This is a genomic window from Kitasatospora sp. NPDC088351 (genome assembly GCF_040685575.1).
Classification (GTDB): domain Bacteria; phylum Actinomycetota; class Actinomycetes; order Streptomycetales; family Streptomycetaceae; genus Kitasatospora.
On record NZ_JBFBIL010000034.1, the window covers coordinates 47,993 to 63,996 of the forward strand.

At 74.5% G+C, this 16,004-nt stretch carries 13 protein-coding genes; 7 read left to right on the top strand and 6 right to left on the bottom strand.

Features of this window, described 5'->3' with window-relative positions:
* Positions 1 to 7: 7 nt before the first annotated feature.
* The 3 genes from AB0P06_RS23065 to AB0P06_RS23075 all read left to right on the top strand — a co-directional run bounded on the left by AB0P06_RS23065 (position 8) and on the right by AB0P06_RS23075 (position 4,099).
* Positions 8 to 2,356: an FHA domain-containing protein gene (locus AB0P06_RS23065; RefSeq protein WP_363610205.1), complete on the top strand. Its 2,349-nt coding sequence runs from the start codon at positions 8 to 10 to the stop codon at positions 2,354 to 2,356.
* Between the two features lie 67 nt (positions 2,357 to 2,423).
* Positions 2,424 to 2,957, top strand: coding sequence for a hypothetical protein (locus tag AB0P06_RS23070; RefSeq protein WP_363610207.1), 534 nt, complete (start codon positions 2,424 to 2,426; stop codon positions 2,955 to 2,957).
* An 83-nt stretch (positions 2,958 to 3,040) separates the two neighbouring features.
* Entirely contained in the window at positions 3,041 to 4,099 is a 1,059-nt protein-coding gene (locus AB0P06_RS23075) for a serine/threonine-protein kinase (protein WP_363610269.1), read from the top strand.
* A gap of 22 nt (positions 4,100 to 4,121) precedes the next feature.
* Here AB0P06_RS23075 and AB0P06_RS23080 read toward each other — a convergent pair whose 3' ends face one another.
* Positions 4,122 to 5,492 carry a streptophobe family protein gene (locus AB0P06_RS23080; RefSeq protein WP_363610209.1) on the bottom strand — a complete coding sequence of 457 codons (1,371 nt, stop codon included), beginning with the start codon at positions 5,490 to 5,492 and terminating at the stop codon, positions 4,122 to 4,124.
* A gap of 488 nt (positions 5,493 to 5,980) precedes the next feature.
* Between AB0P06_RS23080 and AB0P06_RS23085 the strand changes: the two genes are divergently transcribed.
* A complete protein-coding gene (locus AB0P06_RS23085) occupies positions 5,981 to 7,204 on the top strand; it encodes a DUF6777 domain-containing protein (protein ID WP_363610211.1) in 1,224 nt (407 codons plus the stop codon).
* Between the two features lie 419 nt (positions 7,205 to 7,623).
* The gene (locus tag AB0P06_RS23090) at positions 7,624 to 9,231 is read left to right on the top strand and encodes an MFS transporter (protein WP_363610271.1); all 1,608 of its coding nucleotides are present in this window, start codon (positions 7,624 to 7,626) and stop codon (positions 9,229 to 9,231) included.
* Positions 9,232 to 9,337: 106 nt separating this feature from the next.
* Here the strand turns inward: AB0P06_RS23090 and AB0P06_RS23095 are convergent, their stop codons facing one another.
* The 3 genes from AB0P06_RS23095 to AB0P06_RS23105 form a co-directional block, all read right to left on the bottom strand.
* Positions 9,338 to 10,327: an endonuclease/exonuclease/phosphatase family protein gene (locus AB0P06_RS23095; protein ID WP_363610213.1), complete on the bottom strand. Its 990-nt coding sequence runs from the start codon at positions 10,325 to 10,327 to the stop codon at positions 9,338 to 9,340.
* 176 nt (positions 10,328 to 10,503) lie between these two features.
* Positions 10,504 to 12,090 (bottom strand): LCP family protein, encoded by a 1,587-nt coding sequence (locus AB0P06_RS23100; protein ID WP_363610215.1) that lies wholly within the window; start codon positions 12,088 to 12,090, stop codon positions 10,504 to 10,506.
* Positions 12,083 to 12,526 carry a DUF6542 domain-containing protein gene (locus tag AB0P06_RS23105; RefSeq protein WP_363610217.1) on the bottom strand — a complete coding sequence of 148 codons (444 nt, stop codon included), beginning with the start codon at positions 12,524 to 12,526 and terminating at the stop codon, positions 12,083 to 12,085. The genes AB0P06_RS23100 and AB0P06_RS23105 overlap by 8 nt, the downstream gene beginning before the upstream one ends.
* A 479-nt stretch (positions 12,527 to 13,005) precedes the next feature.
* Between AB0P06_RS23105 and AB0P06_RS23110 the strand changes: the two genes are divergently transcribed.
* Positions 13,006 to 13,212, top strand: a complete 207-nt coding sequence (locus AB0P06_RS23110) for an antitoxin (RefSeq protein WP_363610219.1) — start codon at positions 13,006 to 13,008, stop codon at positions 13,210 to 13,212.
* A 147-nt stretch (positions 13,213 to 13,359) separates the two neighbouring features.
* Complete coding sequence (locus AB0P06_RS23115; protein ID WP_363610273.1) at positions 13,360 to 13,968, top strand: transglycosylase SLT domain-containing protein; 609 nt, start codon at positions 13,360 to 13,362, stop codon at positions 13,966 to 13,968.
* 159 nt (positions 13,969 to 14,127) lie between these two features.
* Here AB0P06_RS23115 and galE read toward each other — a convergent pair whose 3' ends face one another.
* Together galE and AB0P06_RS23125 are read right to left on the bottom strand one after the other, a co-directional pair.
* Entirely contained in the window at positions 14,128 to 15,144 is a 1,017-nt protein-coding gene (gene galE / locus AB0P06_RS23120) for a UDP-glucose 4-epimerase GalE (RefSeq protein WP_363610221.1), read from the bottom strand.
* Between the two features lie 392 nt (positions 15,145 to 15,536).
* The gene (locus AB0P06_RS23125) at positions 15,537 to 15,980 is read right to left on the bottom strand and encodes a hypothetical protein (protein WP_363610223.1); all 444 of its coding nucleotides are present in this window, start codon (positions 15,978 to 15,980) and stop codon (positions 15,537 to 15,539) included.
* Positions 15,981 to 16,004 lie beyond the last annotated feature (24 nt).

Genomic DNA, 16,004 nt, shown 5'->3' on the forward strand with positions numbered 1-16,004 from the left:
CCGAGCTATGGGAGAGGGCGCAGGCGTGCCCACCGCGCCGCCGATGGTTCTCGTCACCGACAGGGACTCGCAGCTGATCGACCCCGGCCGGGCGTACCACGTCGGCCGCGACCCGACCAGCGAGATCGTCCTCGACGACCCCCGGGTCTCCTGGCACCACGCCGTGCTGCGGGCGGCCGACGGGCACTGGCTGCTGGAGGACGTCGGCAGCACCAACGGCACCTTCGCCGACGGCCGCCGGGTCCGGCAGGAGGACGTCGGCCCGGGCACCCGGCTGCGGTTCGGCAGCCAGGCGGACGGCCCGTCCGCCACTCTCACGGACCTGCCCGCGCCGAAGCCGGGCGACCGGCCGTCCCTGGTCGCCCCGGCGGCGTCCGGTGTCTTCCGGCGGCCGAGCGCCGTACTGCGGCTGCCCGACCGGACGGTGCAGATCGGCCGGGCGGACGACAACGACCTCGTCCTGGACGACCTGGTGGTCTCCCGCCACCACGCGGAGCTGCGCGCCCGGCCGGACGGCGGTCACGAGATCGTCGACCTGACCAGCCACAACGGCACCTACGTCAACGGCCGGGCGGTCGAGCGCTCCCCCGTCGGCCCGGCCGACATCATCGGTGTCGGGCACTCGGTGCTCTGCCTGGCCGGCGACGAACTCGTCGAGTACACCGACACCGGCGAGATCTCGCTCAACATCCAGGGCCTGGTCGTCCGGGTCGGCGCCGAACGGCGGGTGCTGCTGGACGACGTGAGCTTCCCCCTCGCCGAGAAGGCGCTGCTCGCGGTGGCCGGCCCCAGCGGCGCGGGCAAGTCCACCCTGCTCAACGCCCTGACCGGGCTGCGCCCGGCCGACGAGGGCACCGTCCTCTACGACGGGCGCGACCTGTACCGGGACTACGCGGAACTGCGCCGCCGGATCGGCCTGGTGCCCCAGGACGACATCCTGCACACCCAGCTCACCGTCCGCCGTGCCCTCTCCTACGCGGCCGAACTGCGCTTCCCCGGCGACACCGACAAGCGCGAGCGGGAGGCCAGGGTCGACGAGGTGATCCACGAACTCGGTCTGGACCGCCGGGCCGACCTGGTCGTCTCGCGGCTCTCCGGCGGCCAGCGCAAACGCGTCAGCGTCGCCCTGGAGCTGCTGACCAGACCGTCGCTGCTCTTTCTCGACGAACCCACCTCCGGCCTCGACCCGGGCATGGAGCGTTCGGTGATGCAGATGCTGCGCGGCCTCGCCGACGACGGCCGCACGGTGGTCGTGGTCACCCACAGCGTGCTCAGCCTGGACGTCTGCGACCGGCTGCTGGTGCTCGCCCCCGGCGGCCGCACCGCGTACTACGGCCCGCCCGGCGAGGCGCTGCCGTTCTTCGGCTTCACCGAGTGGCCGGAGGCGTTCGAGGCGTTCGAGAGCGAGGACCACGAGGCCTGGCAGCGCCGCTTCCGCGAATCCCCGCAGTACGAGCGGTACGTGACCGCCGAGGCGCTGCCCGCCGTCCACCCCGGGCCCCGGACCCCGGCGGAGGGGGCGGCGGCCGGTCCGGAGCAGCCGCAGGGCTGGTTCTCCCAACTCGGCACGCTCGTCCGCCGCTACACCGCCGTGCTCGCCGCCGACCGGCTCTTCCTGACCGTGATGACCGCGCTGCCGTTCCTCATCGGCGTGATGTGCCGGGCCATGGCGGGTACCCGGCTGACCTCGGACAACGCCCTCAACTGCCTGCTCACGCTCTGCATCGGCGGCCTGCTCACCGGCTCGGCCAACGCGGTGCGCGAGCTGGTCAAGGAGCGGCCGATCTACCAGCGGGAACGGGTGGTCGGGCTGTCCAGATCCGCGTACCTGGTCTCCAAGGTGGTGGTGCTCGGCACCGTCACCGTCGTCCAGGCGGCCGTCCTGACCGTCGTCGGCCTGGCCGGGGTCACGCTCACCACGGCCGTACCGGACGGGGTGCTGATGCCGCCGCTGCCCGAGCTGATCCTGGCCGTCGCGATGCTCTCCTTCTGCGCCATGATGCTCGGCCTGCTGGTCTCGGCCGCCGTCCGCAAGGAGGAGGCCACCATGCCGCTGCTGGTGCTCCTCTCGGTGGTGCAGATCGTGTTCAGTGGCGCCATGCTGAAGCTGCACGGGGTGCCAGGCCTGGAACAGTTCGCCTGGCTGGTGCCCTCCCGCTGGGGCCTGGCCGCGATGGCCAGGACCATCGACCTGCACACGATCCTGCCGACCGCCATCACCGCCGACCCGATGTTCCGCCACGACGGCGCCGGCTGGCTGCTCTCCATGGGCATGCTGGTCGCGCTCTCGGTGGTCCTGGGCGTGGCCGTGCTCGCCCTGTTGCGCCGGCAGGAGCCCGCGATCATGCGCGGGTAGACCGCCCCGGAGCCCGCGAGGGCAGCCGGGGGAACCGCCGAGCCAGGAGCCGAGGAAACCGCCACCCATGGACGAGTTCGCGTTCCGCCCCACCCACGTCGCCCCGCCGGACGGGATGGCCACCTGGGCGGCCCCGGACCCGGCACAGCCGTCGGTCCGGCTGGATCCGCTGCTGCCGGTGCGGCTGGTCGGCCGCCAGGGCTACTGGGCGCACGTGCTGTGCTCCAACGGCTGGTCCGCCTGGGTGGACGGCCGGCTGCTGGTCAGTCTCCCGAACACACCGCCCGCCGCCACCGGGCCGCCCGCCCGGACCGCCGACCCGCGCCCGGCGCTCGCCGAGGCCGAGGGCGCGCTGGCCCGCTACCGGGGCCTGCTGGAGGAGCTCGCCGCCGGGGACGCGGACCTGGAGGTCTTCCGGGAGCGCGCCCGGGGTCTGCGGATCGGGCTGGTCATCGACGGCGAGGAGCTCTGGCTGTTCGACCCGGCGCGCGACCGCTGGTGCTACTGCGACGGGCTCCAGCTCCAGACGTACGCCGCCACCGACCGGCCCGCCGGGCCGGTGCCCGGCTCGTACCAGCGCACCCGGACCGGTGAACCGTGACCCCGCCGGAGCGGCCCCGCGACGAGGACCTCCCGCCGGAACAGCCCGACGGCGACGACGCGGCGCTGGACCTGCCGTCGGGCATGGTCGGCCGACGGGTGGCGGGCTACCGGCTGGAGTCGGAGATCGGGCGGGGCGGCATGGCGGTCGTCTACCGGGCGAAGGACCTGCGGCTCGGCCGGACGGTCGCGGTGAAGCTGCTGGCACCCGAACTGGCCCGCAACGAGGTGTTCCGGCAGCGGTTCATCCACGAGTCCGAGGCCGCCGCCGCGATCGACCACCCGCACATCATCCCGGTGTTCGAGGCGGGCGAGACCGACGGCATCCTGTTCATCGCGATGCGCTACGTCGAGGGCGGCGACCTGCGGGCCCTGATCGACCGGAGCGAGCCGTTCACGGTCAGGCGAGCGGCCCGGCTGGCCCTGCAGATCGCCTCCGCCCTGGACGCCGCGCACGACCACGACCTGGTCCACCGGGACGTCAAGCCCGGCAACGTGCTGGTCGCCGCCGGCACGGACAGCGAACACCCCGTACACCTCTACCTGGCCGACTTCGGCCTCACCAAGAAGTCGCTCTCGCTCAGCGGGCTGACCGGCGTCGGCCAGATCGTCGGCACCCTGGACTACGCGGCGCCCGAACAGATCACCGGACGGCCGCTGGACGGCCGGTGCGACCAGTACAGCCTGGGCTGCGTGGTGTTCGAGATGCTGGCCGGGGCGCCGCCGTTCCGCCGGGAGAGCGATGTCGCCCTGCTCTGGGCCCACCTCAACGACCCGCCGCCCACCCTGCGCGAACACCGCCCCGACCTGCCCACCGCCGTCGACGCCGTACTGGCCCGGGCGCTCGCCAAGGCTCCCGAGGAGCGGTACACCAGCTGTCTGCGGTTCGTCGCCGAACTCCGCGCGGCCGGTGCGGTGGCCGCCGGGCCCGCACCGACCGGCCAGTGGCGGTCGACCGGCCCGCCGACCCGGGTCGTACCACCGCACGACGCGGCCGCCGCCCCTCACTCACCCGCTCCTCACTCGCCCGCGCCCCGTTCGCCCGTCCCCCGTTCGCCCGCCGTGCCGTCGCCCGCCGTGCCGGAGCCCCCGGCCTGGGCCTCACCGGTGGTCCACCCGCCGCGACGGTGGCCCGGCCCCTAGCCCGGTCCGCGTCTCCGGGCCGCTATCCCGGCGGGACCGGGCCGTTCACCGCCGGCTGCCCCGTCTCGACCTCACCGCGCCTACCCACATGAGCCGCCAGCAGGCCCCCCAGCCAGCCGGTGACCAGCCCCCAGCCGGCCGCCAGCGGCACCGCCACCCAGAGGTCGGGGCGCAGCGCCAGGGTGCCGCCGCCCAGCCCGGCCAGGGGATTGCCGCCGCCGAGAACGGCGCCGAGCAGGTCGCCGAGGCCGCCCTCACCGACGCCCACGCCCAGCACCGAGAGGCCGTAGTCGGCCGAGACCCGCGACCAGACGCCGACCAGCAGCACGGTGACGGCCGCCGCCACGCCGAGCCGTACCGCGTGCTGCCAGAGCCGGACGCCGCGCGGCGAGCGGTAGGCCGCGAGGAAGCCCGCCGCCAGCAGCAGGACGGCGGCCAGCGGCAGCAGCCACCAGGCGCGGGCGTCGTGGTCGGCGAGCGTGCCGAGGCCGACGGTGGCGTCCTGTCCGTTCGGCGCCCGCAGCACCTCGGCCAGCGCGTTCGGCACCGGCAGGCCGACCGCGCCGACGAGGTGCCCGTGCCACTCGGCGCCGAGCCCGACCCCGAAGGCGAGCCAGACCAGGTTGGGCAGCGCCAGCAGGACGACGGCCATGGTCTCGCGCGCGTTGCCGTGCACGACGGCCGTCACGGCGCCGGCCACCACCCCGATCACCACATACGCCAGCAGGACCAGCAGCATCGCGAACGCGGCCGGCCGGACCGCCTGCTGGAACGGCACCAGGCCGCGTGGCAGCGGCGCCCGGCGGGACACCGCGAAGGCCGCCGCCAGCACCACCAGCAGCCAGAGCAGCCCGAGACCGACGGTGCTCGGCGGGTCCGCGTGGAAGCCGACCTCGGGGGTCAGGCCCAGGGCGCCGCCGAGGACACCGGCGAGGCCGCCGCCCAACGGGACCACGAAGGTGTGCCGGGCACCGAGGGTGAGCAGCACCAGCGCCACCACCCAGAGCACCGCCGTACGGGCCACCCGGCCGAGCAGTTCCCCTCCCCCGGCGACCGCCCGGAAGCGCAGCTGGCGCAGGAACACCTCGGCCATCACCAGCGCGCCGACCAGGCCGACGGAGAGCGGCATGGCGGTGATCCCGGCATCGACCTTGGCGAAGAAGCCCGCGCCGCCGTCCAGTTGGACGGAACCGCCGACCGCGAGGGCCAGCGTGCCGGCCAGCACGGAGGGGAATCCACCGTCCGGAAGGCCGTTGGCGCCCGCCAGCCAGAGACCGAGCGCGGCCACCGCCGCCATCGCGGCGAGTCCGGCGACCACCACGGCCAAGGCGTCCAGCCAGCCCCGCAGGGCGCCGGGCGGGCCGGGCGGCACGGGGTGCGGCTCCTGGTGCATGCGGGCTCCTGGTGGACTCGGGTGCCCCCCTCGCGTCTGACTCCAGATTCACCCAGGAGCGGCCGCCGCGCGCTGCACACCCTCGGAGACCCGCTGTTGCGGGGGTTGGGAAGCCGGGCAGAAATGGAAGCCAGTGGCAGGAGCTTCCTGTGCCGGCCGTGTTCGCCGGCCGCCTGCGAAACGGAGCCTCGATGAGTGCCCAACCACCCCCGCCCGGCCCCCCAGCCGGCCCGCCGCCGGGGCCGTCGCCGGGCCCGCCGCCCAGCCCTCCCTCCGGCCCGCCGTCCGGGCCCCCGGCGTCCGGGCCACCGTCCGACGGCGGCGCGGGCCCGCCGACCGCTCCCCCGTCCGGCCCCTCGGGCCCTCCAGGACCGGGGGCGCCGGGTGGGCCTGGCGGGCCTGGCGGTGCTTCCGGCGGGCCCCGGACGCCCTGGTGGCGCTCGGGGCGGAAGCTGACGCTGGTCGCCGGCGCAGTGGTGCTGGCGGCGGTGGCCACGGTGCTGATCGTCAGCAACCAGCACAACGATGCCGTCCCGACCGCCAACGAGGTCGCGCTCCAGCAGCCCTCCGATCCGGGTCAGGCCCCGTTCACCCAGTCGGTGGAAACGGCCGGCGTGACGGCCCCGGCACCCGCGTCCCCGCCGGCCCAGCCGACCGGTCGGCCCAGCGGGGCCCGGACCACCGCCGCACCGGCGGCGGGCATCCACAGCGTGGAGGGGACGTCCCCCGGGCTCTACGCGGGGTCGATGTCCAAGCCGAGCTGCGACGTGGAGCGCCTGATCACCATGACGTCCTCCGGGGACGTCGGCCGCGCCTGGGCCTCCGCGCAGGGCATCAGCCAGTCCGCCATCCCGGGCTATCTGCGCTCGCTGACCTCGGCCTACCTGCGGGTGGACACCCGGGTGACCAACCACGGTTACAAGAGCGGCGCCGTGATCGGCTACCAGTCCGTGCTGCAGGCCGGCACCGCCGTCCTGGTGGACGCCCAGGGCGTGCCGCGGGTGCGGTGCGCCTGCGGCAACCCGCTCAAGCCCCCGGTGCTGGTGAGCGACGCCGAGTACACCGGCAAGGCCTGGCCTGGCTTCCGGCCGACCACACTGGTCGTCGTGGTGCCGGCGCCCCAGCCGGTGACGGAGATCGTGCTGGTGAACGTCGACACGGGCACCTTCTTCGCCCGGGCCACCGGGCGGATCGAGGTGATCGACCGGCCCGTTCCGGGGCCCAGCGGGCCGCTGGCGGTGGGCATTCCGCCGGCCGCGCCGATGAAGCCGTCGTCGCCCTCGGCGTCCGTCTCCGGGGCCACCTCGGCTTCGACCTCTGCCTCGTCCCCGGGCGCGTCGTCCGGCTCTTACTCGGGCTCGCCGTCCGGCTCGTCGTCGGCTTCGACCTCTGAAGCAACCTCCTCCTCCGGGCCTTCGTCCGGCTCGGCCTCGGCGTCGAGCTCGTCCGGTAAGCCGTCCGGGCCGTCCTCGGCGCCGGGCACCTCCTCGGGCGGGTCCTCGCCCACGTCGTCCACCTCGTCGGCGCCCGAATCGTCCGGGCCGTCGTCCACCCCTGGGTCGTCCGGGCCTCCGTCGGCACCGAGGCCGTCCGGCCCGTCCTCCGCGACCGGCGCGCCGTCCACCGCGACGACCGCGACGAATCCGGCGACCGGCCCGACCACGGTCCTGCCCCCGACCGGCACCGCCGCCCCGGGCCGTTCACCGAGCTGACCGGTCGAACCGTCCCCACGCCACCATTTAAGTTGGATTATCAAACTCGCCAGGCTAGGGTGAGTTTCAGATTCCAACCAACCGGCGACGAGGGGACGACGAGCGTGCACAGTCCACCGGCGGAGACCTCCGCCGCAGACCGGCCCCGACCGGCCCGTCCGCACCCTGGGCACCCCCGTCGCCCCGTCGCCCACCAGCCGCCGGTCCCCCTCCCTCCCCGGGCAGTCGGCGGCCCTGGCGGAGCGGCTTGAGATCCGGCCGCCCCCCACCTGCCCCGTTGAGTCGCGTCCCGCGAACCCCGCCGGCCCGGCCCGGCGCGCTCCGGCACACCCCCTTCCGCACAACCCCACACACCCCAGCCATGGAGAGCCCAGTGAAACTCGCCCGCCGTACCGCACCGGCCACCACAGCCGGCGCGGATCCAGGGCCCGCCCCCGTCCGCCCCAGCAACGGGACCAGCACGGGAGCCGGCACCGCGACCCTCACAGCGAGCGCCCCCGCGACCGCCACGACCCACCCGGGGGCGTCCGATGTCGCGCACTGACCGCAGCGGACTCGTTCTACTGGCCGCCTGCCTCGGCCTGTTCACGGTCTTCGTCCAGACCACCCAGACCATCGGCACCCTGGGCGCGGTCCGCAAGGACCTCGGCCTCGACTCCGCCGACCTGGTCTGGGTCCCGAGCATGTACACCCTGGTCGTCGCCTCCGTCGTCCTGGGCGCCGGCGCGTTCGCCGACCGGTGGGGGCGGCGGCGGATCTTCCTGCTCGGCGCCCTCGCGATGGCCGTCGGCGGGGTGGTCCTGGTGTTCGCCGGGAGCCTGTCCGCCGTGCTGGCCGGCCAGGCGATCGCCGGGCTCGGCGGCGCGCTGATCACCCCCAGCTCGCTCGCCCTCATCACCAACGCCTTCCCCGACCCGCGCCGCCGGGCCGGCGCGATCTCCGCCTGGGCGGCCACGTCGGGGCTCGGGCTCGCCCTCGGACCGATCACGGCCGGGCTGGCCCTGCGCTGGTCCACCTGGCACACGGCGTTCTGGCTCGGCCCGGTGATCGCCGCCCTCGCCGCCGTCGCCGCGCTGCTCGGCGTGCCGGAGTCGCGGGTCGAGGGCGGGCGGCTGGACTGGCCGGGACAGTTCCTCGTCACGGCCGGGCTGGCGCTGCTGATCTACTGGCTGATCGACGGCGGGCACCACAGCTACGTCGGCGGTCTGCCGCTGGCCGCGGCCGTCGGCGCGGCCGTCCTGCTCGCCGTCTTCGCGGTGGTCGAACTGCGCCGCGACCACCCGCTGCTCGATCTGCGGCTGATGCGCGACCCGTCGTACAGCGCAGCCCTGCTGCTGGCCGCCACCGTGCTGTTCGGCTTCGTCGGGCTCTCGCTGCTCCAGGTGCTCTGGCTGCAGCAGGTGCGCGGGCTGACCGCCCTTCAGGTGGGCGTCCAACTCCTGGCGGAGTTCGGCACGTTCATTCTCGCCTCGGTGGTCGCCGGGATCCTCGGACGGCGGTTCGGGGCCGCGCCGTTGATCGCCGTCGGGCTGCTGCTGGCGGCGGCGGGCGCCGCGCTGTTCGCCACCGTCGAGCCGACGGACGCGTTCGGCGGGTACGCCCTCTCCCTGGTGGTCTTCGGCTTCGGCTGCGGCCTGGCCAACGCCCCCTCCACCGCACTGGCGGTCGGGCACGTACCGCGCGGCAAGGAGGGCGCGGCGGCCGGGACGGTCAACGCCGCCCGCCAGGTCGGCGCGGTGCTCGGCACCAGCGTCCTCGGCACCCTGATGACCACCCGGTTCGAGGAGCGCCTCGGCGCGCTCGGCCGGCCCCGCCCGCAGGACGTGGCGCAGGCGTTCACGGACGCCGTCGGCCACGCGGCCTCCGTCGGCGCGGTCGTGCTGCTCTGCGGTGTCGCGGCGGGCGCCTGCCTGTTGGCCCTCGCCCGTCGGCGGGGCGGTCCCGCTCCGGCGGCGCACCTCCCGGCGCCCGCCGACGGGGGCGCGGAGGTCGTCACCCTGCCGACGGCCGACTCCCGGACCTCCTGATCACCCACCACCCCCCGCTGCCACCGCCGTTCACCTCTCGGCGGTGGCAGCGCCACGCGGCCGGACACCCCGGGGCGGCCGGAAGTCCGCTCAGACCGCCGAACCCTCAGCCGGTGACGGCGAGTTCGGCGACCACCGCCCGGTGGTCGGCGCCCGGCACGGTGTGCTCGGCCACCGACACCGCGCTCAGCGCGTCGCCGTGCAGGACGTGGTCGATCTGGATCACCGGCGGCAGAAAGGGGAAGTCGGCGTTGTCCTCCGGCCAGGTCGGCGCACCGCCGCGGCCCAGTTCGGCGTGGGTGTCCGCCAGTCCGGTGGCGAGCAGGTCGCGCATCGGCGCGTGGTCGAGGGTCGCGTTGAAGTCGCCGAAGAACACGGCGTTGCGGGTGCTGTCGGCCGCCGCGGCCCGCAGGCCGTCGAAGTCCTCCGACCAGCGCCGGGCGTCGCCCAGCGGGTAGTAGGTGTGCACGGCGGTCAGCCGCACCGTCCGGCCGCCGACCGACACCTCGGCCGCCACCTGCGCCGAGGCGGAGACGGCCAGTGGGGTCAGCGGCAGTCGCGAGTAGAGCGCGGTGTCCTGGCCGGCCGGCAGTTCCCGGTACGGCAGCAGCTCCGCGATGCCCGCCCGGTCCAGGGCGGCGGCGGCGGAGCCGCTCAGCTCCTCCACCGCGAGGACGTCCACCCGCTGTTCACGCACCAGGCGGACCAGTGCGGCGACGTCCACCTGCCCCATGTACGCGTTGCTGGTGGCCAGCCGGAGCCGGGGTGCGTCGGCCGCCACCGAGCCGCCGTCCGGCACGAAACGCGGTACCAGCCAGATCAGTTGGACCAGCGTGAGCAGTCCGGCCAGGCCCGCCGCCCACCACGAGCGGAGCACCAGCAGGACGCCCAGGGCCAGGACGGTGGTCAGGGCCGCGTACGGCAGCAGCACCATCGGCAGGGCCAGCGACGTCCCGTCGTCCCAGCCCGCCAGCCGCACCACGACCAGGGCCGCCGAGAGCAGCAGCCCGACCACGCAGAGCACCACCAGGGCCGTCCGGGTCCGGCGCCACCAACCCCGGCCGCTCGCCGTCCTGTTGCCCGATCTGCTACGCACGCGGTTCCCCACCCGTCATTCTCGCCACCCCTGCGGCGCCCGGTCGTCCGGCCGCTCCGGCTGAAGACGCGGAGCGGCCGGGTCCGGTTCCGGGGGCGCCGGCTTCGGGCTCGGGCTTCGGGCTCGGGCTCGGGCTCGGACCGGCGCCGGGCCGCGCGGGCAGGCCGCGCCGCCCGTCAGTCCACGCAGGGGATCCCGCCGGCCTTCACCGCGGGGCCCTGCATGGGGAGGCCGGCGGCCGGGTCCGGGGCGGCGTCGGCGGGCTGCGGCCCGGAGCCCGCCGGGGGCGGCGTCGTGGGCGAGGCGCTGAACGTACTGCCCAGGGTCACCACGACGTGGCCGGCGGGCGCGCCGGCGGCGGCCACCGCCGTGACCCCGTAATGGGCGGCGATCTGCTGGGCGTCGGCCTTGGCCCCGCTGCCGTAGGTGACGGTGGTGGCCTTGGGCCGGCCCGCGGCCTCACCCACCTTGCCGGCCTGGTAACCGAGTTCGGCCAGCGCCTTGGACTCGCCGGCGGCGGACCCGCCGTACACGTCCACGGTAGCCCGCTCCCTGGCCGGACTCGACGCGGCCGGGGTGGTCGGGTCGGTCGCCCCGGGCGCAGCGGTGTCGCCGCCCCCGGCCGGGGCGGCGGGCGCCGGATCGTGGTTGAACAGCTGCTGCACGATCCGCTTGATCAGGTCCGGGTTGACGGTGTTGACCTCCTGGCCCCCGATGGTCTTGAACCCGGTGATCGGCAGGGTGTTGAACTCGACGTTGCCACCGGTCAGGTTGGGGGCCTGCTGCGCGAAGTCCAGGATGTTCCACTCGTTGTCGATGACGACGTCCTTCTTCACCACGTCGAACAGCCGCTGGAGCTTCCCGAAGTCGTTGAGGATGCCCTGCTGTTTGAGCTGGTACTCGACCGAGGAGATGAACGCCTGCTGGCGGTGGGTGCGGTCGAGGTCGCCGTTGGGGAGGTTGTGGCGCTGGCGGACGAAGGAGAGCGCCTGCGCCGCGTTGAGGGAGCTGATCCCGGCCGGGAGTTTCAGCCCGGTGCCGCCGCCCTCGCGGGTCGCGGTGCGGGCGACGATCGGATCGTCGACCGGGTGGTTGAGGCAGACCTGGATCGGTTCCACCGCCTTGGCGATGTCGTAGAAGCCGATCAGATTGACCTCGGCGAAGTGGTCGATCGGGATGTTCAGGAACGCCTGTACGGTCTGGATGGTGGCCGAGCGGCCGGCCTCCCTGCTCTGGCGCTCCAGTTCCGGCTTGGACAGCCCCTTGCCGGCCAGCTTCTGCTCGGCGGCGTCCTTGGCGATCCCGTACGCCTCCTTGATCTTGTGCATCTTTCCGTCCGCGCCCACGGTCTGGACGTAGTCGTCCCGCGGGACGGAGAGCGCGGCCACCTTGCCGCCGTTGGCCGGGATGTGCAGGACGATCAGGGCGTTGGTGTTGTACCCGCCGATCTCGCTGGAGCCCGCGTGCAGTTCGTCCTCGACGAACTCCTTGGGCAGGTCGTTGCCGTCCATGTCCTTGCGGCTGTCGAGACCGATGAGCAGCAGGTTCACCGACTTGTCGAGGTGCGGCGGCGCGTTCTTCTTCGCCTCCGCCAGCGCCGCCGACTTGACTATGCCGCTGTCCAGGCTGCGGTACTCGTACCAGGTGAAGCCGCTGGCCCCCAGCACGGCCGCCGACACGGTGCAGGCCAGGCCCCGCCCGGCGACGGTCAGCGGCGCGGTGCGGCGCGGGGCCCGCGCCCTGGTGTTCTTCCGGTCAGCCACGACGACTCCCTCGGCTCCTGGCATTCCCGCCCCTGTTCCCGCTACCGCCCCCGGTGCCGCGTCCTCTCCCGCCCCTGTTCCCGCTCCTGCTCCCGCTCCTGCCGAGCACGGTCTGGACGGCGATCACCAGCAGTGCGGCCGCCACCGCCTCGGCCATCACGGGGAACGCCCCCACCACCCAGCGCAGCGCCCCCGAGGCGAGCGCCTTGCCCTGGTAGTCCTCCCGGCGGGCGAGGTACTCGACGCCCGCCCGGACCGCCAGCACCACCACCGGTGCGGCCGTGACCACCCACCAGCGCCCCGGCCGGCTGCACAGCACCACCGCGGCGGCCGTGCCCAGCACCGCGCCGACCGCGAACAGCAGCCCGGTGCCCGGTCCGTTCAGTTCGTCCGCCACCGCGCCCAGCACCGGCAGCCCGACGGCCACCAGCACCACCAGCAGGCCACCGCGCCGCGGGGCCTCCCGCCGCCGCGCCGCGACCGCCCTCGGCGTGGCCTCACCGCCGCCACCCCGCGCACCGTCGTCCCGGGCGCCCCCGTCGTCGGCACCACGGCCCGCCGCGCCCGAGCGCTGCGCAGGAACGCCGGACTCCCCGGGATGCGCCCCCGGTCGCGATCGCGCGCCCCGGTCCGGCGTTCTCGCCCGTTGCCCGGCCATCCACACACCCCTCGTCAACTCGGCTGCCACGGCACCGGCGCGCCGTCCTGCGTACCGGGACGCGAACCGTCCGGATGACGGTTCCCGAACTTCTACACTGTTGTAGAACTCGGCTGGAGCATACAAACCCGCCCCCGCCGCGTCACCCGCCGCCCTCCCGGCTGCGGCGGAACCGCCAGGTGGGGCCTCGTTAGGATGGGCGTGATCCCCACCCGTCGGCACCCATCAGGAACGCATCAGAGGAGCAGCGCGTCACCATGTTCGAGAACCTGAAGAACCTTGCGGACAAGGCCACCGACCTCGCCCGCGAGCACAGCGGCGTCATAGGCCAGGGGCTGGAGAAGGTCGGCGACGTGATCGACGACAAGACCGACGGAAAGTACGCGAGCCAGATCGACACCGGTGTCGAGAAGGCCAAGGACTTCATCCGCAACCTGGACGACGACAAGAAGCCGACGGAGTAACACCCCGGCGCGGCACTGCCGCCGGAACCACCAACGGGCCATCGGGATCAACGAACGGACGGGCGGGCGGCAGTGACGAAAGACCGGACGGGCCCCCGCTGGGGCCGCTGGCTGGCCGCCGCCGTCCTGGCGGCGGCCGGCTGGGGCATCATCCGCGGCGGCGGCCACCCGGCCCCCGCCGACTCCGCCGCCTCCCCCTCGCCCCCGTCCGCCGGCACCACCACCGCCCCGGCCGCGTCCGCCCCGTCGCCCTCCCGCCCCTCCGGCCGCTACGACCCCGCCGACTACGCGGCCCCGGTCCGCACCCACGCCGCCCGAGCGGGCATCAACCCCCAGCTGCTGATGGCGATCCTCTACAACGAGTCGTACAAGCCCCACGACCCCGACCTCGAACGCGCCTGGCAGCGGACCAAACCCGACGCCTCCTTCGGCATCGCCAACATGCACCGCGCCGCCTTCGACGACACCAAGCAGGGCCGGGACTTCGCCGACCGCCGCTGGGAGGAGCTCCCCGACGACCGCGACCTCGCCATCGAGGCCGCCGCCTGGCACCTCCACGACCTCACCGCCCAGCTCCCCGCCCGCCCCGCCACCTCCCTCACCCGCGACGAACTCCTCGCCCTCGGCTACAACACCGGCGCCGGCAACATGTCCGCCTTCGCCCGCGGCATCAAGCCCGGCTCCCAGGCCCAGTCCTACCTCGACCGCCTCCACGACAACTGGCAGAAGTCCGCCACCGCCGTCAAATCCGGTTGACCAAAGCCCACTTCAGCCGACTGGCCACCGCCGCCCCCGATCACGTGGATCAGCCGCCGGCCGTGGTCTGCCGCGGTGGATCACGCCGCAGTCCGCACAACGACCGGTGGGCCCGCGCGTTCGCGACGCGCGGGCCCACCGGAGGACGCGGTGGGAAGGTCAGGAGGCGGCCAGGTGGGTGGACCACTTGGTGCGCCAGGCGAGGGCGTCGGTGACGGCTTCGTCGATGGTGCGGCGAGGGGTCCAGCCGAGGAGGTCGCGGGCGGTGTCGATGCCGGCGTAGCAGCCGATGACGTCGCCGGGGCGGGGGTCCGCCTCGCGGGTGCCGAGGGTGGTGCCGACGGCGCGCTCGAAGGCGGTGACCAGTTCCCGGACGGTGGTGCCCTCGCCGGTGCCGATGTTGATGACCCGGTAGCGGTCGTCGGCGGCGGGCTTGATGACCTCGTCGAAGCGGGTGAGCGCGGCGGCGTGGGCCTCGGCGACGTCCTGGACGTGGATGTAGTCGCGGATGCCGGAGCCGTCGCGGGTCGCCCAGTCGACGCCGGTGATGGTGAACGGCGTGCCGGTGGCGTGGGCCTCGATCAGCTTGCCGAGGGCGTGCGTCGGGTGGAGGTCCTGCAGACCGGTGCGCAGCCGCGGGTCGGCGCCGATCGGGTTGAAGTAGCGCAGGGTGATGACGCGGACCTCCTCGGCGCCATGGCCGCGGGTCCAGTCCTGGAGGACCTGTTCCATCATCTGCTTGGTGCGGGCGTACGGGCTGTTGGCGTCGACCGGGCAGCTCTCGTCGACCCGGGCGTCCGGGGTGGGCGCGTAGATCGAGGCGGAGCTGCTGAAGACGACGCGGGTACAGCCGTTGCGCTGGAGGGACTCCAGCAGTTCGACGGTCTTGGCGACGTTCTCGCGGTAGTAGTACAGGGGTTGGGAGACGGACTCCGGGACGACGATCCGCGCGGCGCAGTGCAGGGCGGCGTCGATGTCGGGGTGCTCCGCGAAGATGCGGTCGAGGAGGGCCGCGTCGGCGATGTCGCCCCGGTAGAAAACGCGGTCCTCGACGAACTCGGCCCGGCCCTTGGAGAGGTCGTCGAGGACGACCGGCGTGATGCCCTGGTCGAGCAGCGCGGAGGCCACGGTGCTGCCGATGTATCCCGCGCCGCCGGTGATCAGAACTTTCTTCAACGCGGACGCTCCCTTGCGGTCGGCCGGACGCCTCGGGTGGCGGCCGGTGACAGTGGGGACGATGGTTCAGGAGCGATGGTTCCGGCGGTCGTGGCGGCAACAGGAAACAGGCAGCGGGCAGCGGGCAGCGGCGCCGGGGAGCGCACTCGGGGGGTGTGCGCTCCCCGGCATGGGGTGGTGGCGGCCACCCGGCCGGTCGTCCACAGGCTCGGACACCGGCGGCCGTGACCGGAATGCTAGACCCGCCGGGGGTCCGTGGCCAGAGCCCTGACCAGCCGATTTCCCGCCCCGGACATGCCACCCGGGCCGCGTCGGCCCCAGGTCCGAACAGGTGTCACCCACCCCACTCCCGCACGCTGCCGGAGACCGGCCGGAGACCGGTCGAGGCCCCGTCAGGCCGCGACCCGGGCGCCCAGCGCGGGCGACCGGACCACGGGCACGACGCCCACCGGCTGGCCGTGCGCGTGCAGCCGGGAGAGGGAGGCGGCCAGCTGGTCCGGGTCCTCGGCCAGCCAGAGCCGGAGGGCGGCGGCCAGGGCGGCGCTGGCCGGCCCGATGTGCAGTCCGCTCGCCCGGGTGACCCGGTCACCGACCAGCGGGAGGAGGTCGGCGAGCGGCGCGGGCAGCCAGAGCGTCACGGCGCAGGGCGCGGGGCGGGAGAGGACGCACAGCAGGCGCAGCACGCCCGCGTCGCCGTGCAGGGCGGGGATGACGTCCAGCAGACCGTCCGCCGCCACCTCGGAGACGTCGCTGCCGTGACCACGCGCCAGCTCGCGCAGCAGCCCCCGCTCGGCGGCGGTGATCCGGACGGTCAGCATGACTTCTTCGCAGTCCATGGTCCCAGTTCCCGTCTTGTGGAG